At 66.7% G+C, this 22,757-nt stretch carries 24 protein-coding genes; 8 read left to right on the top strand and 16 right to left on the bottom strand.

Translation table 11 applies throughout. The features are described from left to right. The first annotated feature begins 99 nt into the window (after positions 1–99). The 3 genes from EO174_RS20915 to EO174_RS20905 all read left to right on the top strand — a co-directional run bounded on the left by EO174_RS20915 (position 100) and on the right by EO174_RS20905 (position 2,234). Positions 100–996 (top strand): RluA family pseudouridine synthase, encoded by an 897-nt coding sequence (locus EO174_RS20915; protein ID WP_126947238.1) that lies wholly within the window; start codon positions 100–102, stop codon positions 994–996. Between the two features lie 118 nt (positions 997–1,114). Further along, a complete protein-coding gene (locus EO174_RS20910; protein WP_164740292.1) occupies positions 1,115–1,444 on the top strand; it encodes a hypothetical protein in 330 nt (109 codons plus the stop codon). 115 nt (positions 1,445–1,559) lie between these two features. Then, the gene (locus EO174_RS20905) at positions 1,560–2,234 is read left to right on the top strand and encodes a DUF2306 domain-containing protein (protein WP_241240054.1); all 675 of its coding nucleotides are present in this window, start codon (positions 1,560–1,562) and stop codon (positions 2,232–2,234) included. A 94-nt stretch (positions 2,235–2,328) separates the two neighbouring features. On the opposite strand, the gene EO174_RS20900 is transcribed toward EO174_RS20905, so the two are convergent. The 4 genes from EO174_RS20900 to EO174_RS20885 all read right to left on the bottom strand — a co-directional run bounded on the left by EO174_RS20900 (position 2,329) and on the right by EO174_RS20885 (position 5,557). Further along, positions 2,329–2,601, bottom strand: a complete 273-nt coding sequence (locus tag EO174_RS20900) for a hypothetical protein (protein WP_126947209.1) — start codon at positions 2,599–2,601, stop codon at positions 2,329–2,331. Between the two features lie 41 nt (positions 2,602–2,642). Next, complete coding sequence (locus EO174_RS20895; RefSeq protein WP_126947206.1) at positions 2,643–3,977, bottom strand: XVIPCD domain-containing protein; 1,335 nt, start codon at positions 3,975–3,977, stop codon at positions 2,643–2,645. Positions 3,978–4,005: 28 nt separating this feature from the next. Then, entirely contained in the window at positions 4,006–4,764 is a 759-nt protein-coding gene (locus EO174_RS20890; RefSeq protein ID WP_126947232.1) for a hypothetical protein, read from the bottom strand. A 337-nt stretch (positions 4,765–5,101) separates the two neighbouring features. Then, positions 5,102–5,557 (bottom strand): hypothetical protein, encoded by a 456-nt coding sequence (locus tag EO174_RS20885; RefSeq protein ID WP_164740289.1) that lies wholly within the window; start codon positions 5,555–5,557, stop codon positions 5,102–5,104. 292 nt (positions 5,558–5,849) lie between these two features. Between EO174_RS20885 and EO174_RS20880 the strand changes: the two genes are divergently transcribed. After that, positions 5,850–6,251 (top strand): antitoxin Xre/MbcA/ParS toxin-binding domain-containing protein, encoded by a 402-nt coding sequence (locus EO174_RS20880; protein ID WP_126968946.1) that lies wholly within the window; start codon positions 5,850–5,852, stop codon positions 6,249–6,251. An 82-nt stretch (positions 6,252–6,333) separates the two neighbouring features. On the opposite strand, the gene EO174_RS20875 is transcribed toward EO174_RS20880, so the two are convergent. Together EO174_RS20875 and EO174_RS20870 are read right to left on the bottom strand one after the other, a co-directional pair. Continuing rightward, a complete protein-coding gene (locus tag EO174_RS20875; protein WP_126947200.1) occupies positions 6,334–7,959 on the bottom strand; it encodes an alpha/beta hydrolase-fold protein in 1,626 nt (541 codons plus the stop codon). Positions 7,960–8,409: 450 nt separating this feature from the next. After that, on the bottom strand, positions 8,410–8,844 hold the full coding sequence (locus EO174_RS20870; RefSeq protein WP_241240051.1) for a DUF6393 family protein: 435 nt from the start codon (positions 8,842–8,844) through the stop codon (positions 8,410–8,412). Between the two features lie 389 nt (positions 8,845–9,233). On the opposite strand from EO174_RS20870, the gene EO174_RS20865 reads away from it, so the two are divergent. Then, a complete protein-coding gene (locus EO174_RS20865) occupies positions 9,234–9,794 on the top strand; it encodes a hypothetical protein (RefSeq protein WP_126946845.1) in 561 nt (186 codons plus the stop codon). Positions 9,795–9,919: 125 nt separating this feature from the next. Here EO174_RS20865 and EO174_RS20860 read toward each other — a convergent pair whose 3' ends face one another. The 4 genes from EO174_RS20860 to EO174_RS20845 all read right to left on the bottom strand — a co-directional run bounded on the left by EO174_RS20860 (position 9,920) and on the right by EO174_RS20845 (position 12,030). Further along, the gene (locus EO174_RS20860) at positions 9,920–10,336 is read right to left on the bottom strand and encodes a type II toxin-antitoxin system VapC family toxin (RefSeq protein ID WP_104627459.1); all 417 of its coding nucleotides are present in this window, start codon (positions 10,334–10,336) and stop codon (positions 9,920–9,922) included. Beyond that, positions 10,333–10,587 carry an Arc family DNA-binding protein gene (locus EO174_RS20855; RefSeq protein WP_102582218.1) on the bottom strand — a complete coding sequence of 85 codons (255 nt, stop codon included), beginning with the start codon at positions 10,585–10,587 and terminating at the stop codon, positions 10,333–10,335. Before EO174_RS20855 ends, EO174_RS20860 begins: the two co-directional genes overlap by 4 nt. Positions 10,588–10,724: 137 nt before the next feature. After that, on the bottom strand, positions 10,725–11,837 hold the full coding sequence (locus tag EO174_RS20850; protein ID WP_126947197.1) for a type II toxin-antitoxin system RelE/ParE family toxin: 1,113 nt from the start codon (positions 11,835–11,837) through the stop codon (positions 10,725–10,727). Further along, positions 11,824–12,030, bottom strand: a complete 207-nt coding sequence (locus tag EO174_RS20845; protein WP_104586339.1) for a hypothetical protein — start codon at positions 12,028–12,030, stop codon at positions 11,824–11,826. Before EO174_RS20845 ends, EO174_RS20850 begins: the two co-directional genes overlap by 14 nt. Before the next feature lie 268 nt (positions 12,031–12,298). Here EO174_RS20845 and EO174_RS20840 point away from each other — a divergent pair, with 268 nt between their 5' ends. Next, positions 12,299–12,835, top strand: coding sequence for a hypothetical protein (locus EO174_RS20840; protein WP_126947194.1), 537 nt, complete (start codon positions 12,299–12,301; stop codon positions 12,833–12,835). Between the two features lie 42 nt (positions 12,836–12,877). Here EO174_RS20840 and EO174_RS20835 read toward each other — a convergent pair whose 3' ends face one another. Continuing rightward, entirely contained in the window at positions 12,878–14,143 is a 1,266-nt protein-coding gene (locus tag EO174_RS20835; RefSeq protein ID WP_164739643.1) for a phospholipase D-like domain-containing protein, read from the bottom strand. Positions 14,144–14,292: 149 nt separating this feature from the next. After that, positions 14,293–15,132 (bottom strand): SDR family oxidoreductase, encoded by an 840-nt coding sequence (locus EO174_RS20830; RefSeq protein WP_126947191.1) that lies wholly within the window; start codon positions 15,130–15,132, stop codon positions 14,293–14,295. A 99-nt stretch (positions 15,133–15,231) separates the two neighbouring features. Here EO174_RS20830 and EO174_RS20825 point away from each other — a divergent pair, with 99 nt between their 5' ends. Next, the gene (locus tag EO174_RS20825) at positions 15,232–16,125 is read left to right on the top strand and encodes a LysR family transcriptional regulator (RefSeq protein ID WP_104650607.1); all 894 of its coding nucleotides are present in this window, start codon (positions 15,232–15,234) and stop codon (positions 16,123–16,125) included. Between the two features lie 189 nt (positions 16,126–16,314). Continuing rightward, the gene (locus EO174_RS20820) at positions 16,315–17,676 is read left to right on the top strand and encodes an MFS transporter (RefSeq protein ID WP_024939637.1); all 1,362 of its coding nucleotides are present in this window, start codon (positions 16,315–16,317) and stop codon (positions 17,674–17,676) included. A 231-nt stretch (positions 17,677–17,907) separates the two neighbouring features. On the opposite strand, the gene EO174_RS20810 is transcribed toward EO174_RS20820, so the two are convergent. The 4 genes from EO174_RS20810 to EO174_RS20795 are packed head-to-tail and all read right to left on the bottom strand — an operon-like array spanning position 17,908 to position 22,692. After that, positions 17,908–20,100 carry an FUSC family protein gene (locus tag EO174_RS20810; RefSeq protein WP_126947188.1) on the bottom strand — a complete coding sequence of 731 codons (2,193 nt, stop codon included), beginning with the start codon at positions 20,098–20,100 and terminating at the stop codon, positions 17,908–17,910. Continuing rightward, positions 20,097–21,557 (bottom strand): efflux transporter outer membrane subunit, encoded by a 1,461-nt coding sequence (locus EO174_RS20805; RefSeq protein ID WP_126947185.1) that lies wholly within the window; start codon positions 21,555–21,557, stop codon positions 20,097–20,099. Before EO174_RS20805 ends, EO174_RS20810 begins: the two co-directional genes overlap by 4 nt. Next, a complete protein-coding gene (locus tag EO174_RS20800; RefSeq protein WP_164740288.1) occupies positions 21,554–22,477 on the bottom strand; it encodes an efflux RND transporter periplasmic adaptor subunit in 924 nt (307 codons plus the stop codon). Before EO174_RS20800 ends, EO174_RS20805 begins: the two co-directional genes overlap by 4 nt. Beyond that, entirely contained in the window at positions 22,474–22,692 is a 219-nt protein-coding gene (locus EO174_RS20795; RefSeq protein WP_024939640.1) for a DUF1656 domain-containing protein, read from the bottom strand. Before EO174_RS20795 ends, EO174_RS20800 begins: the two co-directional genes overlap by 4 nt. Positions 22,693–22,757: the final 65 nt, after the last annotated feature.

The raw sequence follows: 22,757 nt of genomic DNA, 5'->3' as shown, positions 1-22,757 counted from the left end.
CTCTTTCTGAATTGGAGAGCCGATACATCACTGCGGAGAGAATCGACGCGACAAGGTACGATCCCAGCCCATCTGCTTGAGTGCGCTTCTGCTGTCGCCATGTCTGCTCCTCGCCCGACCCTCGATGGCACTCCTGCCAGCCAGTTCCAGCTCCCGTCCGGCCCGTGGCACACGGTGTGGGAGGCGCTGTGTGCGTGCTTTCCGGTCGTTGGTGCTGACACGTGGCGTGATCGCTTCGCGCGTGGGCGCGTACTGGATGCGCAGCAGCAGGCATTGGATATCGCCGCGCCGTATCGGCTTGGTGCGGAGATCTATTACTTCCGGGAAGTCGCGGATGAGCCGATCATCACGGCAACGGAAACGGTGTTGCATGCCGACGCGCATATTGTCGTGGCCTGCAAGCCGCATTTCCTGCCCGTGGTGCCAGCCGGTGCCTACGTGCACCAGACGCTGTTGACCCGTTTGGTGCGGCGTTTCGATAACCCCGCATTGGTACCGCTGCACCGCATCGATCGCGACACTGCGGGGTTGGTGTTGTTCTCTGCCAACCCGGCCACACGCGGGATCTACCAAGCGCTGTTCCGCGAGCGACGCATCCGCAAGCACTATCTGGCGGTGGCGCCGCCGCTGCCGGGGCTGACGTTTCCATATGTGCATCGCAGCCGGCTGGAGCCGGGTGAGCCGTTCTTCCGCATGCGCGAGGGCGTGGGCGAGCCGAACAGCGAGACGGTGATCGATGTGATTGCGCGCGGCGCAGACATGTGGACGTATCGGCTGGAGCCGGTCACCGGGCGCAAGCACCAGTTGCGCGTGCACATGGCCGCACTTGGCGCCCCGATCCTGCATGACCGTTTCTATCCAGAGCTGGAAGATCAGCGGCCCGATGATCCGGAACGGCCGCTGCGGTTGTTCGCGCATACGTTGGCGTTCGATGATCCGATCACCGGTGATCCTCGGCTCTTCACCGCGACAGTCGAACCGACAAAATTGGCTTGAGACGCGAGCCTCCGTTTCGCTAGAAATCCAGGCGAAATATCTGGTTTTCAGATATCCGAAAGAGCGCGTTACGCTGGCTTTGCGGACATCCCGTCCGCTCACGTCGAGGATGGACGCCATGACTGCTTCGAAAGCCCTTTCGACTACCGCTCGGCGACGCGCCACGCCAGCGGCGAAGCTGCAACCGCACCAAGAGCCCTTCACCTTCGGCGTCACCCTGCAGCAGATCGACCAGTTCCACACGCTGCTGCGCACGATCACCGCGCAAAGCGACATGGTGGCGGTGTGCAGCGGCAAGCCACTGGATGCCACCAGCTTGTCGGTTCTGGGCGAGAGCATCTTCAATGCCGCCCGTGCAGCGCGCAGTGTCGTGGACGAAATCTATGAGCAGCGGCTCGGCAGCGAGTGGCGGGACCCGGTGCCGCATGACGTGCAGCGGCACGCATAAGCCTTCGTCCCGCATCGCTCAAGGATCTGCGCCAGCGCTCACGCGGCGTGTCCATGCTAGCGTGCCGCTGCCGAGAGCCGGCTGGCCGAAGGAGCGGGGCATGCGGGTCGATCCAATGCGCGACGGTGTAGCGGTTGCTGGTGGCAGGCCGGTCGCCCGCGTGGCGTGGGCGCTGCTGTGGCTTGCGCTGGCCGCGTTCGCGGCCGAGTTCGTGCGTCACGTGTACCTGAAGTACGCCGCGCTGGAGTCGCCGGCATATGCCATGTTCCTGACCCGGCGCGGCTGGCTGTGGTGCCATCTGGGTGGCGGCGCCGCCGGCATTGCACTGGGCACGCTGCAGTTCGCCACGCAACGCTGGCGCAGGCACGCATGGGTGCACCGCTGGGTTGGGCGTGCCTACTTCGCCGGCATGCTGGTGGCGATGGTGGGCGCCACCGGGTTGATTGCCACCTCGCCAGCGCCGATGGTCATCCGCGTAGCCTTCGCGGCGACGGAAGCGGCGTGGCTGGTGGTGGCTTCCGTCGGCCTGGTGGCCATCCATCGCGGGCAGGTTGGCCGGCACCGGCGCTGGATGGTACGGGCGTATCTGGTGACCCTGGCGCCGGTCATGTTCCGTGCGGTGCTCTACGCAGCGGTCGGTGCCGGGGTGACGCCATCGCCCGAAACGATCGCGGTATTGCTATGGGCCAGTTGGGCGGTGCCGTTGCTGATTCACATAATGGGGGGCGGGATCGTCGGCATTGTGCGCCGGAACGTGCGAGGCGCCGACTTCCGCATCGACGCCGGCTGAAAAACGGTTCCGCTGCGCGAAGCGCAGGCTAGGCCCTAAAGCACCTCAGGTCGATCACTGATCCGCTCGCGTCGATCCAGCAGTTGCCGAAGTGTCAGACCTGATTGAAGACTGCGCAGCGGAACTGCTCCATGCGCTCTTTGCCAAGCGCTGGCTCCAGTTTCTGTAGTCCATCCAGCGCGCTTTCTACATCGAACGGTTGCCCTGCGAGCGTGGCAAGTGCCTGGTTATGCAGCCGGTACGCAATCCACGCGGCGCTTCCCAATGCGCTTTGATCGTTGGGGTCGACGTAGCTGGATAGAAGCAGTCGCAGCTCGTAAAGCGCTGCGGCAAAGAGTCGCTTCTCCAAATCGGCGTTGTCGCTCATGCACATTTGCTCGCTAAGGTGATCCATTTCAACGACCGGCATCAAATGCCGAGTGCGCGCGCACCGTGCGTTGGTGCCTCTTGCTGTTGCGCCAGCGTCTGCGCGTTTTGCTGCTGCAACTGTTGGCGCTGATCGACCTGCGCCAGTTCGCGGAACGAGGTTTCCACCGGCGTCGTGACCGCTTGATCCGTTGGCATATGCGCGCGCAGATGCGCCGGGTTGCCTGGATCGCCCTGGACGACGAACACATGTTGACCCGCCTGTGCTTCGCTCCCGGCCTTGCTCAGCAACACGTGGTCCACACGGTCGAGCCCATTGGCAGCCGCCAGGGCGGTCAGGCTGGCGGTCATGCATGCGCTACGCTGGTCGGGCTGGCGCCCGAGTTGGCGGTCCAGTGCATCGACTCCAGCGCTGCACTGCTGGTGCAATGCGAATCGTGGGTGACCGGGTTGATCGGGCGTGGTGACGGACGCGGCGGCCGCCACTTGCGTTGCCTGTTCCTGCGCATTGGACGGCGTGTTGTCGGACAACAGGTAAGGGCTGCGGACGATCGGCAGGTTCCGGTACGGGTCATCGGGATGGAACTCGCGCCTCAGCTCCTGCCGGTTCAACCTGAGTTGGCGCGTGTCGTTGAGCTCCTGCAGTTGGTGGGTATCTCGAATGGGTTGAGATGTGGGCACCTCCCCGCTTGTGGTCACCTGGGTCCACTGTTTTGAGCGCGCGTCGTATAGCGCATAAGAACTGACCGCTCCAATCCGGTCTGGATCCGTATTGGGCAGTGCCTGGGTCGCCAATGTCCTTGCCCCAGCCATGCGGCCCATGTATGCCGCCGCATCCAGGTTCTGGTCGTTGTAGGTATGCATGGTGTCCCAACTGGTCGCGCGCATGCGCGACAAGCCAAGGGCCGTGTTGTCCAGCATCATGGTCCAGGCCTGTTCTGCCTCACCTTCACCGCCATGGCGCCGTGCGGCTTGCAGAAACTCGCGTGGCGTCCAGGCATTGGGATCGATCTGGTGGGCTTGGAAGGTACGGTCATGCACGTCCTGCACGTCCCGGACCGGGAGATTGAGCGCCAGGTCCGGGTGCCCGGCATCCAGTTGGCCCCGGCGTTCGTCCAGATCGCGCCGCATGAGGTCGACGCCAAACTGGTTCCATTCGCGCTCGCTCATCCGGACGCCGCCATCGCGTGCGCGGTTGTCGGCGAAGATGTTTGCGGTCGCTCCGGGAGCGTTGTCGTTGCGCACCACACCCAAGGCAAGCAGGCCGTAGCCATCGTTGCCGTCCTTGTGGGCGAGGTAGTTCCAATACAGCTCGCGGTTTTCCTGCCGCGCATAGGCCGAAAGAATCCTAAGATCGTCTTGTGTCAGTCCTGGCACGCATCACCTCCTTGTCGTTAGAAAGCACTCAGGTGCCGGTGCGGGCCGGCATGAAGTCTTTCAGTGCGCTTCGTGCGCGGTCCTGGATCTTCTTCCAGTCCTTCAACGCAACGCGCACATAGTCGATCTCCACTGCGACCTTCAGTTCCGGAATGACGAAGATGTGCTCGCAGCGGGGAAGTTCCCGGTCCTTGCTGCGCACTAGCTTGCCCTCGCGGACCTCCACGCCCGACTGTTCGACCTCGCGGGACGTGCACTTGATGATGGTGTCGATGTTTCCTTGTGCGTCGCGGCGGACATACCAATCCTTGTAGTAGCTTGCGTCCATGATGGAATTGGATGGTTTCAGCCCTTGCGCCAAGTAGTGCTCCCGGTACGCGGCGATGTTGGCGTAGTAAGGCGTGAGCCCGTCTTTTTCTGCTCCCTTGATGCGCGTGTTGATATCCGCCTCCGGGGTGTCCTGCGCTGTGCTGTCCGGCGTGTACTGCCGCCGAAGAAACACATCGGGATCAACGCGGTCGAGATAGCGATAGCCGATATTGACGGTGCGGGTGGCCACGTCCAGCTTCAGGTGGGCACGTTCGCCAGGAGCAAACGCATTTAAATCCGGGTATTCCAGATATAGCCCGAAGCTACCATCGAAGTTCGGGCCCATCTGGTCGTCGAAATAGTTGGCTGGAATATGCAGCTTGTACGGACCCAGGCACGCCTCCATGACCGGTGGCGGGCTGGTGCCGGGGTCTTGCGGACCGCCGCGTTGCCGGACGCATCCTTGTTCGTTGGTCATGGTGTTGGCGCCTGTTTGTGTTGCGCTGCAGCCGGGAACGGCGAGGCCCAATGCGATGCATGCGAGGCCCGCCAGGGCCAGTGGGTGTCTCATGCATCCTCCTATGCTGCGTGCCGAAGTCGAGTATAGGCAGTGGACAGAACGGCGTGCCGCATGCGCCGACAATACGGTCCGTGCCCACGGCCGGTTTTCCTGCAGACCGCCGGCCGCCGCACCTGGCGCGATGTCAGGTACGGCAGCCGGCGGGCATCCTTGTAGGCGAGCCGCGGCTGCAAGATGGAATGAGAGGATGCAGCCGTTGCAGCCAGGGGACTGAGTGCTTCTGTGAGCCTTCGACTTAGCGCACCTTGTACAACACCGCCGCGCCTGGCCTGGGCTCGAACATTGGCACGGTCTGCTGCTTGAGCGCGGTGCCCTTGGCGTCCCACACCAGCGTCTCGGCGGGGTAGTCCTCGTTGCGGGTCATGGTGTCGATCTGCTTGACGATCACCGTCTTGCCGGCGGGCACTTCGGGGTTCCAGGCGAACACGCCCAGGCGGCCGTAGAACACCGCTGGCGCGGCGGCATCCAGGCGGCGGTCGGGGCACATGACCAGGCCGCGTTCCAGCATCACCCGCAGCGCGCCCACGGGCACGGCCTTGACGGTGGGGCCGGTGCGGTCGGTGCTGTGGCCGGGGCAGACGTTGGCCGAGCGGGTGAGCATGTCCTTGACCACCTGGCGGTCGGACTGGGCCAAGGCCGGCAGCGCGGCGGTGGACAGGGCAAGCACGGCGAGGGCGGGTTTCCAGGGCATCTGACAACTCCTCATGAGATGACACTCCAGTACTGCAGCCCTGCAGGCGCGGGCTGCTGCCAGTAACGCGCCCGAATCCTAGCAATGTGCACGTCAAGCACGGCCAATGGGTGACGCCGCTACGGCGGGCGCGCGAGCAGCAATCGGCCGCCAACGCCGCCGCCAGGCACCAACGCCGGCCGGCGCGGACTATAACGGCCGCTGACGCCGATACCGCCTGTCAGGAGTCTCCTGATTGAGCGGCGGCGGCAACGTCGATAGCGTGCGCGCTATCACACCGCTGGACTGCCTCATGGAACGCGCCGACCTCATTGCATCACTGCTCACCGGCATGCGGCGTGCCGAAGACTTCCGCGCGCAGGCGTTGATCTACAGCACTGCGCACAGCCAGCAGATGGAGGCCGATTACGGCAAGGCGGCCGATGCCGAGCTGGTGCTGACGCTGTTCGCCTTCACGCCGGAGCACCTCAAGCTGCTGGGCAGCACCGGCATCGAGAACCTGGGCGAGATCGTCTGCCACGCCTGGGCCTTGAACGGCGGCAACAACGAGGCGCTGATCGGCTGGTTCCGCAAGCCCATGAACGCTCTGGACGGGCAGACGCCGGCCGCGCTGGTGCGCGGTGGCCGCCTGCAGGTGCTGCTGCTGGTGCTCAGGCAGCAGCTGGAATGGGAGTTGTCCAAGCGCTCGGCCTGAGGATCGACAGCGTTGCACGGCGCGCCTTGGCGCGCCGGTGGCCGGCCCGTCGATCGGCAGCGCCGGCCGTGCGTGGGCGCGCTTACTGCTTGGGCCGCGCCACGGCGTACATCTCCCAGGCAATCTTCTTCATCAAGGCGTTGCTGTCCTCGCCCTCCTTGTACAGGTCGAAGTGGCTGCGGCCTTCCAGGTAGCGGAAGTCGCTTTTGGCGCCCAGGCCGTCCAGCACCGCCTGGAACTTGCGCGCCGCCCCATCCAGGTAGAACGTGTCGGCGGTGCCGACGATCAGGTGGATCTTGCCGTCCAGGTCCGGCTTGAGCGTGGGCCATTGCGCGGCCACGCGCGCGGCGATGTCGTAGTGCGTGCGCCAGTAGGCCACCACGGCCGGGTCCACCGTGCCGGTGTCGCGGTCGAACATCGGCAGCGGGCGGCCGTCAGGCCCGCGCGGGGAAAACACCCACTCGAACGAGGTGAGCTGGCCGCCGTACGGGCCGAGCACGCGTTCGAGCCTGGCGAAGGTCTCCAGGTCGGCCACCACCTTGCCCTGGTCGCGGATCAGCGGGAACTGGCTGCCGTCCGGGCGGCGGTAGACGTTGGCATTGGGCGCGTACAGGTCCGGCCCGGTGAAGTCGTGGAAGTCGCTCGAGTCGGGCGAGGTGGACCAGGTACCGCCGAACAGCTTGGGATAGCGCGTCTGCAGCCACAGCGTGGCCCAGCCGCCGGACGAATGCCCGTTCAAGAAGCGGCCCCGGGCGTTGCCGTCCATCTTGTACTGGCGTTCCAGCGCGGGAATCAGCTCTTCGGTCAGCGCGGTGCCCCAGGGGCCGTTGTTGACCGAGTCGGCGAACTCGTGGGTGCCGGTGGGCGTGGACTGGTCCAGGAACACCCAGATCATCGGCGGCATCTGCCTGGCCGCCATCGCGCTCCAGGTGGCGGCGATGCTGCCGGCAAAGCGGTTGTAGTTGCCGCCGAAGCCGTGGGTGACATACACGGTGGGATAGCGGGCAGCGGCCTTGGCGTCGTAGCCCGGCGGGGTGAGCACGCGGGCGCGCAGCGACACCGGCCGGCCCCAGAACGCGCTCAGCGCCGGGCTCACCAGCGAGGCGTCCGCGCTATGCAGCTTGGCCTCCGGAATGGCGTCGCGGATCGCCTGCGGCGCCCGCGGCGACACCTGCCACGGGTCGTCCGACACCGGCACCTGCCTGCTGAGCTTCAGCGTGGGCAACGGCTTGCCCTTGCCCGGCGTCACCGCGGTGACCTCGCTCAGCAGATCGCCGCCATCGCGGCCGCTGTAGCCGTAGCTGTGGTCCGGATCCAGCACGGCCTGGAACAGGTACTCGCCGGCCGGCAGCGCGGAAAACCCGCTGGGGAAGGCGATGTTGTCCAGGTCGATCTCGACGCTGGCACCGGGGGCGAGCGCGGTCACCTCCTGCGCCGCCACGGCCACCGCCGTCGGGCGGAACGGGCTGACGTCCACCTCTTCCACCTTGCCGGCTTTGCCGTCCTTTCCATCCTTGGCCGCGGCCTGGGCGTCCTTGGCCAACGTGGCGAACACCAGCAGGCGCCCGGACACGGGCTGGTCGCTGGCCCCGTCCAGCGTGACGCGCAGCAGGCGATGGGCCGCTGCCGGTGCGGCGGCGTGCGCGCAGCAGGCGCACAACAGGCCAATGGCCAGACCCAGGCGGGGAACAAGACGATGCAGGGACATGCAGATCCTTTGGAACGCAGGTGGACGAGGCGGGCACACACGGCCCTGCGCAGACTGTAGCCAGTTCCCGGCCCACCGTGCGCCGCCATCGCGAGGTCAGGTCACCGTATCCGATCTGCCTGTCCAGGAATCACCTCCTCAACCGGACCCGACCCCGACTCCACCCGGTATCACGAGCAGTGCAAGCTATAGTGTGAAGCTGGGCCAGCCTCGCCAGCCCCAAGTAACTAAAACGAAAGCCCGCGTCAGTTCCAACCCGGTAAATGTCTGACAAACAGCCAATCTAATGTTGGTTCCAGATTTCACTTGTTTCCGGTCAGGCACGCTTGCTACGGCAGATTGTGTCTGGTCCTGTGACCGACGCATTGAAAGCGGGGGCAGCGTTGCGTTGAAGACGGCCGCCATCGGGTTTTTACGTCGGTTTTCTCGTTCATGAGGTGCTTGGTTGGCTTACTGGCTTTTGATGTAGACAGCGTCGACATGCGTCACTTTGCCGCTGGAATCCAGGGAAAAAGTCATTACGATGGAGCGTGCATCGGGGGCCATGATCGCCTGACCCTTGTTATCCCTGACGACCAGCTTGCCTGCAGTGTCTTCAACGATCCTTGACGTTGGAGAATTGCCGAACATCTTCAGCACAGTTGCTTTTGCTGTAGCCAGCGGTATGTATTTGCTGACGATGCTGCTCACGTCGATCTGTTGGAAGCGAAAGGGCTTTTGGGACGCATAAATTTCGTCGAGCATGGGTCTGGCTTCTGATTTCAGGATGTCTTCCTGTGTCGAAGCGGTGCGTGCGGTCTCTGCATTGATGCAGGACGAAAGTGAGAGCACTGCGATCCCTATGAGCACGAAGGTTGCCCAACGGCTTGGCGTGATGTGTGGCATGGCGATCTCCTGATACAGCTGATCATATGGATCAGATGTCTGCGAGCTATTCCAGGTAACCGTTCTATCTTGACGGATGTCTGATGTGAGCGATGGAGCGCCGTGCTTGCTTCCGAACTCCACACTGCATCACGCAACGAGGTTGTTGAGACGATTTGCCGGGTTTGCGAGGCGTTGGTCTTCAACGATGAGCACACCAGCGGCGTGGCCAGCTGGGTGGCGTAGGTGTGGTGCTTCCCACACACAAGCAGGGCGTCATCGTACGCAATCGATCATCTGCCGCTTGGCGTTATGCACAGGTGCCGTTGCGAATTCCATTCAAGGCGCAAGCGACAGCCGCGCAACGGCCGCTGCCGGCACCTTGCATCACAGACCAAGGAGTGATCGAAATGAAACGTAAAACCAGCTATCGCGGTGCGCTTGCGGCCTGTGGCCTTTCACTCGTCGTGGCCGCGCTGTGCATGGACGCTGCTGTTGCAGCACCGGTCAGCAAGACGGACACGGTCACGCTGACCCATGTTTTTGCCACGCTGCAGACGGGCCAGCAGGATCAGAAGCCTGAAGACATTGCGGCCTGTCGCAAGCAGGTTTCCGCACCGGCTTCCAAGTACCTGGGCTCGGCGGTCACCACCAAGTACTCCATCGACGTGCAATCCAAGATGATGTCCGCGTCCTCGTCGCTGCCATCGCCTGTGGCCACACAGCCGCTGACGGTGACGATACCGCTGGCGCCGTTGGGCGTGGCTGGGGAGTATGCCTTCGGCGCGTTTCGGCCGAGCGCGCTGCCAGACACCTATGTGCTGTTTTCGGTCGGGCTGGATTTCAAGGGGCCGCAGTCGTCCGTGCTGGTTCTCAACAGCGACAAACCCTACAACTGCCTGGTGACCAGCAATCCGGCGCCGTTCAAGGGAGCACTGGGTACCAAACTGGGCAAAGACCAGGGCCGCTGATGTTTGCAACCGCTGGGTAATCGGCGAACGAGCCGAAGACAGCGTCGGCTCGTTCGGCTGCTGTTTTCAAAGCAGCACGTTGGAGGGGGCGGGCGAAACGGCGGTTTGTCACCGCACGCTCCGGATCAACTCCACGGGTCAATGACGTCCAGCGCCATCGCCGCGAACGGTGCCGTGTCGCGAGTGGCAACGGTCAGGCCTTGCGCGGCTGCCGTTGCAGCGATGTAGGCATCGGCGCGGCCGAGTGTGAGTCCTGCGGCTCTGGCTTTCGATGCGAGTGTCGCGAATGCGTGCGATGCGTCCAGATCAAACGCCAGCAGGCGCCCATTGAACAGTGGCAATACATCGCTTTCCAACCGTGCATGCAACGTGGATCGCTTGCGGCCCTCGGGCATCACGGCAATGCCATAACGCAATTCGGCCACCGTTACCACCGACAGGAACAGTGTCTCGACAGCCTGCGCATCGATCCAGGCAACGACCTTCGGGTTGGGCTGAGGCCGCCAAAGCTCGGAGATGACATTGGTATCGAGCAGGATCACTTCAGGCTGATCGGCTTGATTGCGGTCTTGTCGCGTAAGGTGTCGAACGCGTCGGCCTGTTTTGCTGTCAGGCCAGCGTCGCGGCCAATGTCCACCAGCAGGGAGCCGAGTTTGACCCGGTCTGCCGGTTTGGCCGCTGATTCAAGGATTGCGCGGATCTCCGCCTCGGTGCTGCGGCCGTGGAGTGCGGCCCTCGCGCGGATCGCGCGATGCACCTCATCGGGGATATTGCGGACGGTGAAAGAAGGCATGTCGCCCTCCCGGTGGAGTCAGGTTGCTTGCACTTTAGGGAAGTGCAAGCACTTAGACAACTTCAACACACCCGGTATCGAAGCAGTCATCACCGCACCAGCCGTAGTGGAATCCGGGGCCAACCTGGCCCCACCACTCACCGATACGGCCCGGGGCCGCGCCACACCGGCTCGCCCTGCTTGTAGACCTCCATCATGTTGATGACCTCGCGGGCATCGCCGATGTCTTTCAGCTCCGGCGAGTCCGGCGGCAGCAGGCGGCATTTGCTGGAGCCGCGCTTGAGCGCGACTTCCAGCGGGCAGACCATGCGGTACTGGGTGCCGGGCAGGATGATCGCCAACTCCTTCATGCCCTGGTCGCGCCAGTTGCGCAGCTGGGTTTCGCTGCGCACCTCGTAATAGACCTGGTAGCCGCCCACATCCATGCTGGGTTGGGCGTTGCTGCGGTCGCGGCGGCGGCCTTCGCTGATGGTGGGCGTGTTGGACATGCCGTCTTCGGCGGCATCGGCCTCTTCTTCGAGCATGCCCGGTGGGCGGCCGGTCCAGGTCTCGGGGCGGCGCTGCGGCGGTGACGAGGGTTCTGCCGGCGGCTGCGGCGGGGTGGGGCGCCGCACCGGTTGGGTCTGGCGCTGCTCGACCAGGCCGCCGCGGCGGGTGTTGCCTGCCGGCGGGATCGGGTTCTTGGCGGTCTTGACCAGGGTGGACTGCACCGGCGAGGCGGCCGGCGGCGGCTGCACGGGCGCGGGCGTTGGCGACGGCGGGGTGGGCGTCGGGGACGGAACCGGCTGGTCGGGCGTGGAGGTGTCGCCGACGAAATCCACCTTGGTGCGGCCACCGCTGGCCGAGCCCTGCGGCGGGGTCATGGTGGGCGTGGAGGCCGACAGCAGGATCAGCAGCATCAGCACATGCAGCAGGGCGCTGATCAGCGCGGCGATCCACGGTTCGATGCGCTCGATCAGCGGCTCGGTGCGCGGCAGCCAGTCCTGCGTCTCCAGGCGGACGTGCAGCAGCTGCAGCGCGTCGTCGCGCACGCGGTAGACCAGCACGTAGGGCGTTTGCCTGACCACCCATTCGCGGGTGCCGGCGACGCGGCCGGCGCGGCCGCGCCCGGGTTGCTCGGCCAGGGTGCGGGTGGCGTCCAGCACCCGCCGCGCCATCGCGGCGGCGGCGGTCGGGTTGAGCGCGTGGTAGTGATCCTGGGCGTGTGCGAGTTGCCTGGCGGCCGGGACGGTCCAGTCACGCCGCAACATCAACCCCCCATCTGGCGAACAGTGCCGCCACCTGTGCCGGTGCGACAACCGCGCCCCGATCCGCTGCGGCCATGCCCTCCAGCACGGCGGCCTCGAAGCTGGCGGTGTCCACGACGCGAACCACGTCGTCCCATCCTGCCGTCTCGGGCAGCGTGTCGATCAGCGTATGGGCTTCTTGCTTGATGGCGGACATGGCACTGCGGTGGGGAGCTCTGCCGGCAAGTCTACCCGTGCGGCTCTGGTTCGCGTGTGGCAATGGCTGGCGCGCGGTTGAGGCGTTTATTGGCAGTGGCAGGGAAAGCGGTCCTGCGCGAGGGCCTCCGGTCCGTCGCGATGGCCGGACGTGGTGGCGGCGGCCCGGCCGGCCGCCTGCGCACGCAGAAAGTGACACTTGGCACCTTGTTCGCTACCGGGGGCGGTTTCATTCTGCGGTGGTCACCTCACCCCGCAAAGGAATCGCCATGCCCGCTGCTGCCATCGCACCGCTGACGCCGTATCTGTCGATGGCGGCCATCGCCTTCCTCTACTACCGGCGCATCCGCCGCAGCTTCGGCCGCCAGCGCTGGAAGCCGGTAAGCACGGCGCTGCGTGCCGTGGTGCTGGTGGTTGCCGCGGCGGCGCTGGCGTACGCGGTCTATGGCCTGCCGCAGGTCCGGCCGGGGATCGCCGCGGGAGCGCTGGTCGGCATCGGGCTGGGCGCCGCATCGCTGCGCTACACGCATGCCGAATGGGTGGATGGACGCGGCTGGTATACGCCCAATCCGTGGATCGGCGGTGGCTTGATGCTGGTGCTGCTCGGGCGCCTGGCCTGGCGCTGGGCCGATGGCGCCTTCAGCGCGGGCGCGGCGGCGGCTGGCGCGCAGGCCAGCCCGCTGACGCTGGGCATCGCCGCGGCGCTGGTGCTGTATTCGCTGGTGCATCTGGGCGGGCTGTGGTGGCGGCTGCGCCAGCTGCGGCTGCAGGCTGCGCCGATCGCGGTGCCGCCGCCACTGTCGTGAGGGTTGTCGGGCGCCGCCGCTGCTTGCGGCGTCCGCGCTGCATCACACCTGCGAGCGGAACGGAAGGACCAGCTTCTCGCCAAGCTTCTGCCGCAGCGGCCGCTTGCGCCAGCGCTCCAGCGTGTACGGCTCGGCCCGTTGCAGGTCGCGCTCGAACACCTCGGTCATCTGCGCGGCCAGGTCACGGTCGTAGACGTTCAGGCTGGCCTCGTCGTTGAGGCGGAACGAGCGGATGTCGAAGTTGGTCGAGCCCACCGAGACCAGCAGGCCGTCGATGATCAGCAGCTTGGTATGCAGCATGGTGGGCAGGAATTCGTGGATGGCGATGCCGGCCTGCAGCAGCGGCTCCCAGCTGGCCTTGGAGGCCAGCCGCACCGAGACTGCATCGATATGCTTGCCCGGCAGCAGCACGCGGATGCGTACGCCACGCGCACGCGCTTCCAGCAGCGAGCGGGTGATCAGCGCATCGGGGACGAAGTAGGCCGCGGCCAGGTCGATGGAGCTGCGCGCCGCGGCGATGGCGATCAGGTACATCAGGTGCATGCTCTCGCTGCCGCCGGCCGGCGAGGCCACGAACAGCTGCGCGTCGCTGTCGCCGGCCGGTGCCAGCTCCGGGTAGTACTCGGCGCCGTTGAGCACGCGGCCGGTGCTCTTGATCCAGTTGTCGTTGAAGGCGGCCTGCACCTGCGCCACCACCGGGCCTTCGATGCGGTAATGCGAGTCGCGCCAGTGCTCCGGGTCCTGCGCATCGCCCATCCACTGGTCGGCCACGCCCACGCCGCCGGTGAAGCCGATGCGGCCGTCGATCACCAGCAGCTTGCGATGGGTGCGGTTATTGACGCGGTGCAGGTTGTACCAGGTCAGCGGGCGGTAGCGATGCACTTCCACCCCGGCCTTGGTCATGTCCTCGACCAGCGACGCATCCATCTTCAGGCTGCCGCCCCAGTCGATGGTGACGCGCACCTTGACCCCGGCGCGCGCGCGCTCGGACAGCGCCTGGCTGAACTCGCGGCCGATCTCGCCCGACCAGTAGATATAGGTTTCGAAGGTGATGGTGCGCTGCGCGCTGCGGATGGCGGCCAGCATCGCCGGGAAGATCTCGCTGCCGTTATGCAGTACCTGGATCTTGTTGCCGGGCAGGATCGCCGGACCCAGCAACACCGACATCTCGCGCTTGAACTGCGGGTCGGACACGTCGTAGCAATGGCTGGGGATGTGCTCGAGCTTTTTCTCGGGCGTGGCGAAGTTGAGCAGCAGCAGCCCCACCACCAGCGTGGTGACGACCGTGGCCACGATGATCCATGTCATGCATCCAACCCCTGTTCCCCTGCCATCGACGGCCCAAGCGGCCGGCATTCTGGCAAGCCGGGCGGCATGGGGGCCGTGAAGGGTGGGGTGCCAGCTGCGGATCGGCGCTGGTGACGCTGCAGAACGCGCGCGCTGCAGCGTCGCTGCCTTCATCCGGCGGCAGCCGGGCTGTCGGTGGACAACGCGATGTCGCGCTGGTCTTCCAGCGCAGCCAGCCGCGTGGTCAACGCTTCGCGGATCGCGTGGTAGGCCGCCGTGCCCATGACCAGCCGAAACGGCGGGGGGGATGCCTCGGTGCAGGCGATCATGGCCGCGACCATGCGCTGCGGGTCGCCGACGATGACCCAGCTGCCGTCGTCCAGCGCGCGGCTGAGTGCGTCGACCGGTGTGCCGCGGTAGTCGGACGGGATGTCGGTCCTGACCAGCGAGGCGCCGAAGTTGGTGCGCGCCGGGCCGGGTTCGGCCAGGGTGAAATGGATCCCGAAGCCGGCCACTTCCTGCGCGGCGGCTTCGATGAAGCCTTCGATGCCCCATTTGCTGGCGTGATACAGGCTGAAGCCGGGGTAGGCGATCTGGCCGCCTTCGGACGACACCTGCACCACGTGCCCGCCACCTTGGCGACGCAGGTGCGGCAGCGCGGCCTGGATCAGCGTGATGGAGCCGATGAGGTTGGTGTCGATGAGATCGCGCACCTGGGCGTCGGTGGCGGCCTCAGCGGCACCGAGCGTGCCGTAGCCGGCGTTGCTGACCAGCACGTCGATCCTGCCCAGGGCCTGGAAGGCCCGGGTGACGGTCTCGCGCACCGCTGCGCTGTCGCGCAGATCCAGCTGCAGGACGGTCAAAGCGTCGCCGTGCGCGGCCTGCAGATCGGCAAGCGCTCCTGCGCGCCGCACGGTGGCTGCGACGCGATCGCCGCGCGCCAGCAATGTTTCGACCAGGCCGCGGCCGAAGCCGGAGGATGCGCCTGTGATGAGCCAGGTCCGGGACATGGGGGGGGCCTTTGCGTGGAAGGGAATTCCACTCTAGGCGCGGGGAATTGATGGGTCTATGCCATAGAATCCGAATGAGTTGATGTGAAATATCCACCAATGCCCAAGCCGACCTTCAATGACCTGGCCGCGTTCACCAGCGTCGCGGTGCATCGCAGCTTTCGGCGTGCGGCCGCCGAGCTGGGGCTGGCACCGTCCTCGCTCAGCCATCTGATCAGCGCGCTGGAACGCAACCTTGGCGTGCGCCTGCTGCATCGAACCACGCGCAGCGTGTCGCTGACCGAAGCAGGCGAACGGCTCTACGCCAAGTTGGTGCCCGCATTGCAGGACGTCGAACAGGCGCTGGGCGAACTGGATGCCTTCCGGAGCGGGCCCACCGGCACGGTGCGCATCAATGCCCCCGAAGTGGTGGTGCGGCTGTTGTTGCAGCAGGTGGTGCCGCAGGTGCTGGCGCGTCATCCGGCGCTGTCGGTGGACCTGGTGAGCGAAGGGCGGCTGGTGGACATCGTGGCGGCCGGCTTCGATGCCGGCATTCGCCTGAGCGAGTCGGTACCGCAGGACATGATTGCGGTGCCCTTTGGTGGGCAGACGCGTTTCATCGCGGTGGCCGCACCTGCGTATCTGCAGCATGCCGGCTACCCGGACACGCCAGACGATCTGCATCGTCATGCGTGCATCCGGCATCGCATGCCCAGCGGCAGGCTGTATCGCTGGGAGTTCGAGCGGCGCGGCCAGGAGGTGGCGATCGATGTGCCGGGGCGGCTGACGCTGGACCAGCTCCTGATGATGAGCGAAGCCGCCGAGGCCGGCCTTGGCATCGCCTATGTGCCCGAGCACGCGGCGATGGCGGCACTGGCACGCGGCACGCTGGTGCGCGTGCTGGAGCAGTGGTGTCCGGCGATTCCGGGACTGGTGCTGTATTACCCGGGGCATCGGCAGATTCCGCCCGGGCTGCGCGCATTCATCGAGACGCTCAAGCAGGTGTTGCCGTAGCCGTCGATCGGCATCCAGGGCGGTCACGCCCATGATGGGCCACGGGCGTCGCGGCCGATTCCGAAAGCGGGCTGAAGCGGGTGCGCCGACGCCGGTTGCGGCGCCTGTATATGCGCCGAAATGCTTACATGCGTCACACAAGCACGCACCTATACTTCCCGGGTGTCCCACCCACGAGGTTCTGACTGCATGAGCGCACCCCCAACGTCTCCGATCGCCGCCGGTTCTGGCGCAGCCCCCGGTAGCCTTCGCCGTTCGGTGTCCAACACGCTCAAGGGGTCGGCCGGCAATCTGGTCGAGTGGTACGACGTCTACGTCTACTCGGTGTTTGCCACCTATTTCGAATCGCAGTTCTTCTCCAAGGAAGACAAGAACGCCACGATGTTCGTGTGGGCGATCTTTGCGATGACCTTCCTGATGCGCCCGATCGGTGCGTGGTACTTCGGCCGCTTCGCCGACCGCTACGGCCGCCGCCTGGCGTTGACCATCTCGGTGTCGATGATGGCACTGTGCTCGTTCGTCATCGCGGTGACGCCCACGGTGGCCACGATCGGCATCGCCGCGCCGATCATCCTGTTGCTGGCGCGCCTGCTGCAGGGCTTTGCCACCGGCGGCGAGTACGGCACCAGTGCCACCTACATGTCCGAGGCGGCCATTCCGGGCCGGCGCGGGTTCCTGTCCTCGTTCCATTACGTCACGCTGGTCGGCGGCCACGTGCTGGCGCAGACCACGCTGCTGGTGATGCTGCATTTCTTCGATGCGCCGCAGGTGTCCGAGTGGGGCTGGCGCGTGGCGTTCGGCCTGGGCGGCATCGGTGCGCTGGTGGTGTTCTGGCTGCGCCAGACCATGGACGAGTCGCTGAGCTCCGAATCCATCGCCGATTCGCGCACCGGCAAGGCCAAGGCGTCGGGCTCGATGCGCGAGCTGTTCGTCAACCAATGGCGCCCGTTGCTGCTGTGCTTCCTGATCACCGCCGGCGGCACCATCGCGTTCTACACCTATTCGGTCACCGGGCCGAAGATGATCCAGACCGCGTTTGCCGGTGGCGACGTGATGGCCGGCACCATCATCAACCTGGTCGCGCTGACGGTGCTGATGCTGATGCAGCCGGTGGGCGGCTGGCTGTCGGACATCGTCGGGCGCAAGAGCCTGCTGGTGTTCTTCGGTATCGGCGGGGTGCTCTACACCTGGTTCCTGGTGATGGAGCTGCCGAAGCAAACCGACTGGCTGACCGCGTTCGCGATCCTCACCGTGGGCTTTGTGATCCTGACCGGCTACACCTCGATCAATGCGGTGGTGAAGGCCGAACTGTTCCCCACCCATGTGCGCGCGCTGGGCGTGGGCCTGGGCTATGCGCTGGCCAACTCCGCCTTTGGCGGCACCGCGCCGTTGCTGTACCAGGCCTCGTTGAAGACCGGCCACGTCAGCGAGTTCGTGATCTATGCGACGGCGGTGATCGCGGTGTCGTTGGTGGTGTACATGTTCTTCCTGACCAACAAGGGCAGCAACTGGCTGGACGACGAAGCGGCGATGCATCAGCGCAAGCGCTGATGCTCTGCCCTTCTCCCGTCGGGCGTTGAGCGTCCTTCTCCCTGCGGGAGTCGATCTTCCTTCTCCCCGCGGGAGAAGGTGCCCGAAGGGCGGATGAGGGGACGTGCGACGCCTCGTGTCATTTACCGCGCGTGGCGTCGCCTCGTCCCCTCACCGCACCCCCGCGCCCCGGCTCGCGCCAGCAGCGCGGGCGCTCCAGGGCACGCGCACCCCTGACGCGCAGGCAGTGCCTTATCGCCCCGCAGGGAGAGGGGCCAAGGGCGGCGCGGTACCGGTGTTTCTCTGGGTGTGCGGCGCCGTCTGCGCAAACAAGCTGTAACGCAGCCCGATCAACCCCAGTAGCGCCTCATCGCGATGCGCACCCGCCGGCACCTTGCCGACACGCGCCAGCGAGGCATCCAGCCGCGCACGCAAGGCATCCGGCGCAGGCAGCGGGCGCTTGTGCGCGATCTGTTGCCGGTAGTGCGCGGCAACATCGACCAGGATCGCGTCCACCGCCTCGATGCTCGGCTGCGGCAGACCGTGCCGCGCGCTGCGCAGTTGCAGGATGTTCAAGCCCACGCGCACTTCGTTGAGCATGTCCACCGAGGCCAGGTCGCTGCCTTCCGGCGTCAGGGCCAGCCGTGGTGCGAGCAGGCCAAGCAGGTCCAGCATGCGGGCGGCAAAGTGCTGCCGGTCCTGTGCGCCGCGGCCGTCGGCGGCCTCGGCCAGCGTGCGCCAGCCCTGGCGCACCAGCCGGCGCGCGCTCCATTCGGCACCCACCGAGCGGAACAGCCGCGTCAGCACCACCGCAAATCCAATGCCCAGCACCATCGCCACCGCCGCGTTGACGAAGCTCTGGATATTGGCGTTGTAGGTGTTCTGCAGGCTCAGCAGCGCGGTGAGGTTCACCACCAGCGGCAGCGCGATCAGCATGGTCTTGGGGCGGTGCAGCAATGCGCCGATCGGCAGGAACACCGCCGCCAGCACCAGGACCAGCATCGGGAAATCGTGGATGGCCGGGAAGATGCCGAACAGATAGATGCCGGCAACCACGCTGGCCACCACCGCCCAGGCCAGGAACGACAGCATGCTCGGCGCCGGGTCGTCCTGCGCGGCGAAGAACGCGGCGGTCACCGCGGCCATCATCGCGCCGTTGCCGCCGCCTTCCCAGCCGATGCCGATCCACAGCACGCAGTACGCCATCAGCGCGACGCCCGCACTCAGGGCGGAAAACGCGACCATGCCGAAATCGATGTGGCGGCTGCTGCTGGCAGGTACGGGTGCATCGGATCGTGACCAACCCAGGCGCTGTCGCAATGACGCTTGCATGCGCGAACGCGTGGCGGGTGCGCCCTGCACCGCCGCGGCTTGCCCGGGTGATTGGGCCGTTGCAGGCTGTCGCGCAGCTCCCGGCATGGCCCGCAGCACCGGCATCGCCGTGCCGCGCACCACTGCCTGCTGCAGCGCGCGGCAGTCCTGCCACAGGTCGAGCAGCTCTTCCAGCCGCAGCAGCAGGCTCGCCAGCAGCAGATGTTCGATGTCCTGGTCCACCACCGGGCGCAGGGCGGCGATGCGTGCACGCAGGGCGTCCACGTCCGCATCGCTGCGCGTGTCCTCGTCCTGGTCCACCCAGGCCGCGACATCCTCCAGCAACGTTGCCGTCTCGGGCGGCAACGCCGACCCATCGCGCTGCAATGCATCCAGCCGGTCGGCCACCGACGACAGCACCGGCAGCAGCATCAACATGCGCGCGCGCAGCTGTTCCAGCGTGGGGGCGGTGCCGGCATGGCGCGGGTCGTCGTGGCGCACGAAGGCGATCAGCGCCTCGAACTGCACCAGATCGGCGGCCAGCCGGTTGCGCGGTGCCTGCGCTGGGCCGCGCTGCAGCACCTGCTGGCACCATTGCGCGGCGTCGCGCATCCAGTTGCCGATGCGCCCGGTCAGCATCGGCTTGACCGAGGCGGGGAACACCAGCGCGGCGAACAGCACCGCCATCACCGTGCCCAGGATGATCTCCTCGCTGCGCGCCACCACGGTGTCGAAGATGCCTTCCGGCGCGGTCACCGCCGGGAAGCCGATGAAGGCGGTGGTGTAGCCGGCCAGCAGAAACGCATAGCCACGCGGGCTGCGATTGAGCAGCGCCAGGAACAGGCAGGCCGACAGCCACAGCGCCATCGCCGCACTGAGCAGCAGCGGCGTCTCCACCAGGTTCGGCAGCATCACCAGGGTCGCCGCGCCGGCCAGCAAGGTGCCGAGCACGCGGTACACGCCCTTGGCGCGGGTGGGGCCGAGCAGCGGCTGGGAGACGATGTAGACCGTGGCCATCGCCCAGTACGGCCGCGACAGATTGCCGGCCAGCCCCACGTACAACGCCGCGATCGAGGCGGCGAAGGTCTTGGCCGAAAACAGCCAGGCCTGGCGGTCGCGCAGCAGCGCGCTCATCGCGCGGCCGTGGCGTCGGTGCGGCCGGCGGTCGCTTCCCAACCGCCGCCCAGCGCCAGGAACAGCTGCAGTTGATCCTGCGAGACCTGCGCCTGCGCATTGGCCAGCGTCATGTCGGCGGTGGCCAGCGTGCGCTCGGCATCCAGGCTGGACAGATACGGCGTGCGCCCGCCCTGGTACAAACGCCGGTTCTGCGCCGACGCCAGCTCGGCCTGTTGCTGCGCCTGCTCCAGCAGGTGCAGGCGGTCCAGGTCCTGCGCATAGCGCGACAAGCTGGTCTGCACTTCGCGCAGCGCCTGCAGCACGGTGTGGTCGAACTGCGCCAGCGCCGCGTCGGCGCCGGCCTCGGTGGCGCGCACGCGCGCACGCGCACCGCTGGAGGGCAGCGTCCAGGAGATCAGCGGGCCGAACGACCAGGCATGCGTGGCCGGCTCGCCGACATCGGCCAGCAGGCCGGTGGCACCGATCGAGCCGCCCAGGCGGATCTCCGGATACAGCTCTGCAGTGGCAACGCCGATGCGCGCGGTGGCTGCCGCCAGCCGGCGTTCGGCCTGGCGCACATCCGGGCGACGCGCCAGCAGCGCGCGGCCGTCGCCGATTGGAATCGGTTGCTGCAGGGCCGGCGCGTGCGCACAGCCGTCCACACCGGCTGGCACCTCGCCGGGGGTCTTGCCGAGCAGCGCGGCCAGTTGATACCCGGCGGCCTGGCGGCGCGCGCGCAGCGGCGGCAGCGCCGCTTCCAGCATCGCCACCTGTGCGGTGGCGCGGGCCAGATCGGGCGGGGTGCCACGGCCGGCAGCGATCAGGCGTTGGGTGATGTCGCGGCTGCGTTGCTGCAATTGCAGCGAATGCTCGGCCACGTGCAGCTCGTGGTTGGCGTGGCAGATCTCCACGTAACTGCCGGCGACCTGCGCGGCCACGTTGACGCGCGCCAGATCGATCGCGGCCTGGGCGACCTGCGTATCGGCCTGCGCGGCCTCGGCGCCGCGTTGCAGCTTGCCGAACAGGTCGAACTGATACGACACCCCGAGCTTGCCATCGGCCAGGTTGAACACCGGCAGCTTTTCCTGCTGCAGGAACGCCTCGGCCGAGACCTGCGCGCGGCTGACGCCGGCCTCCACCTCGTAATCGAAACCGCCCGCGTCCAGCGCCTGTTCGTACACCGCGGCGGCGCGGCGCAGGTTGGCACCGGCCACCTTCAACTCGACGTTGTCGCGCAAGGCCTGTTCGATCAGGCGGTCCAGCATCGGGTCCTGATACAGCGCCCACCAGCGTGCCGGCAGCGGCGCGCCGGCCTGCACCTGGGCGTTGCCGGTGTCGACAAACGCCGCGTTGGCGGCCGGACGCTGGTAGGCCGAATCGTCCGGCACGGCGTAGTTCGGGCCGACCGTGCTGCAAGCGCTCAGGGCGCTCAGCAGTGCGGCCAATCCCACAGGACGCAAGACGCTGCGGTTCATGGCGCGGCCTTGGCCTGCACGCGGGCAGGCGCGCTGGCGGCAGCGTCACGCACGGCGTCCGGCAGGATGCTCACGGTGGCGGTGCGCCCGGCGATCAGCTGCACATGCGCCGGTACCTGGTCCAGCACGATGCGTACCGGGATGCGCTGCGCCAGCCGCACCCAGTCGAACGCTGGCGTGACGTTGGGCAAGGCGCCGGCGCTGCCGCTGCGGTAACGGTCCTCGATCCCGGCGGCGATGCTCTGCACATGCCCGTGCAAGGTGGCCGGCTCGCCCATCAGGTGCACGTCCACGCGCTGGCCGGCATGCACGCCTTGCAGGCGGGTCTCCTCGAAATAGCCATCGACGCGGAACGAGCCGGTATCCAGCACCGCCACCACCGGGCGCCCGGCACTGACGTAATCGCCCACGCGCACGGTGCGGTCGCTGATGTGGCCGTCGGCCGGGCTGCGCACCTGGGTGCGGTCCAGATTGAGCTGGGCCAGGTCCACCGCCGCTTGCGCGGTGGCCACCGCCGCCTGCGCCTTTTGCACATTGGAGCGGCGTACCTCGGCATCTTCGGCGGCGACCAGGTCCTGCAGGCTGCGGTCGCGCGCGATCTCGCGGCGCAACTGGCTCAAGGTGGCCTGGCGCTCGGCCAGCGCGGCGCGCGCCTGTTCCAGCGCGATCGCATAGCGTGCGCGGTCCACCACGAACAGCAACTGCCCGCGCGTCACCGCCTGGTTATCGGCCACCGCCACCTGCTCCACCAGCCCGGACACATCCGGCGCCACCTGCACCACATCGGCGCCCACGTGCGCATCGCGCGTCCACGGCGCCTCCATGTAATAACGCCACAGGTGCTGCAGCACCACCGCGGCCACCACCACCATCGCCAGGGTCAGCAGCGCCGGCCCCGCGGTCTTGATCAGCTTTTTCACGATTGCATCCAACGGGTCAGGGAAAACAGGCCGCCCAGCAGCGCGATGTACAGCGCCAGGTTGAACAGCGCCGGGTGCCAGATGTGCCGGTAGGCGCCGGCCCGGGTCAGCAGCGCACCGATGGCGCTGTTGAGCAGGTAGGCCAGCGTCATCAACGCCAGCAAGGTGGGAACGAACACACCGTAGAGACTGAATTCGCCGTACATCGGGCACATCCTGGGTAAGGAAAACAACGACGTCCGGCGCCGCGCGCGCCAGGACATCGGCAAGGCACTACACG

The sequence above is a fragment of the Xanthomonas sp. BRIP62418 genome (assembly GCF_003993495.1).
Taxonomy (GTDB): domain Bacteria; phylum Pseudomonadota; class Gammaproteobacteria; order Xanthomonadales; family Xanthomonadaceae; genus Xanthomonas; species Xanthomonas euroxanthea.
Note: the sequence above shows the minus strand (reverse complement) of the source record. Positions and strands in the feature narration are given on the sequence as shown.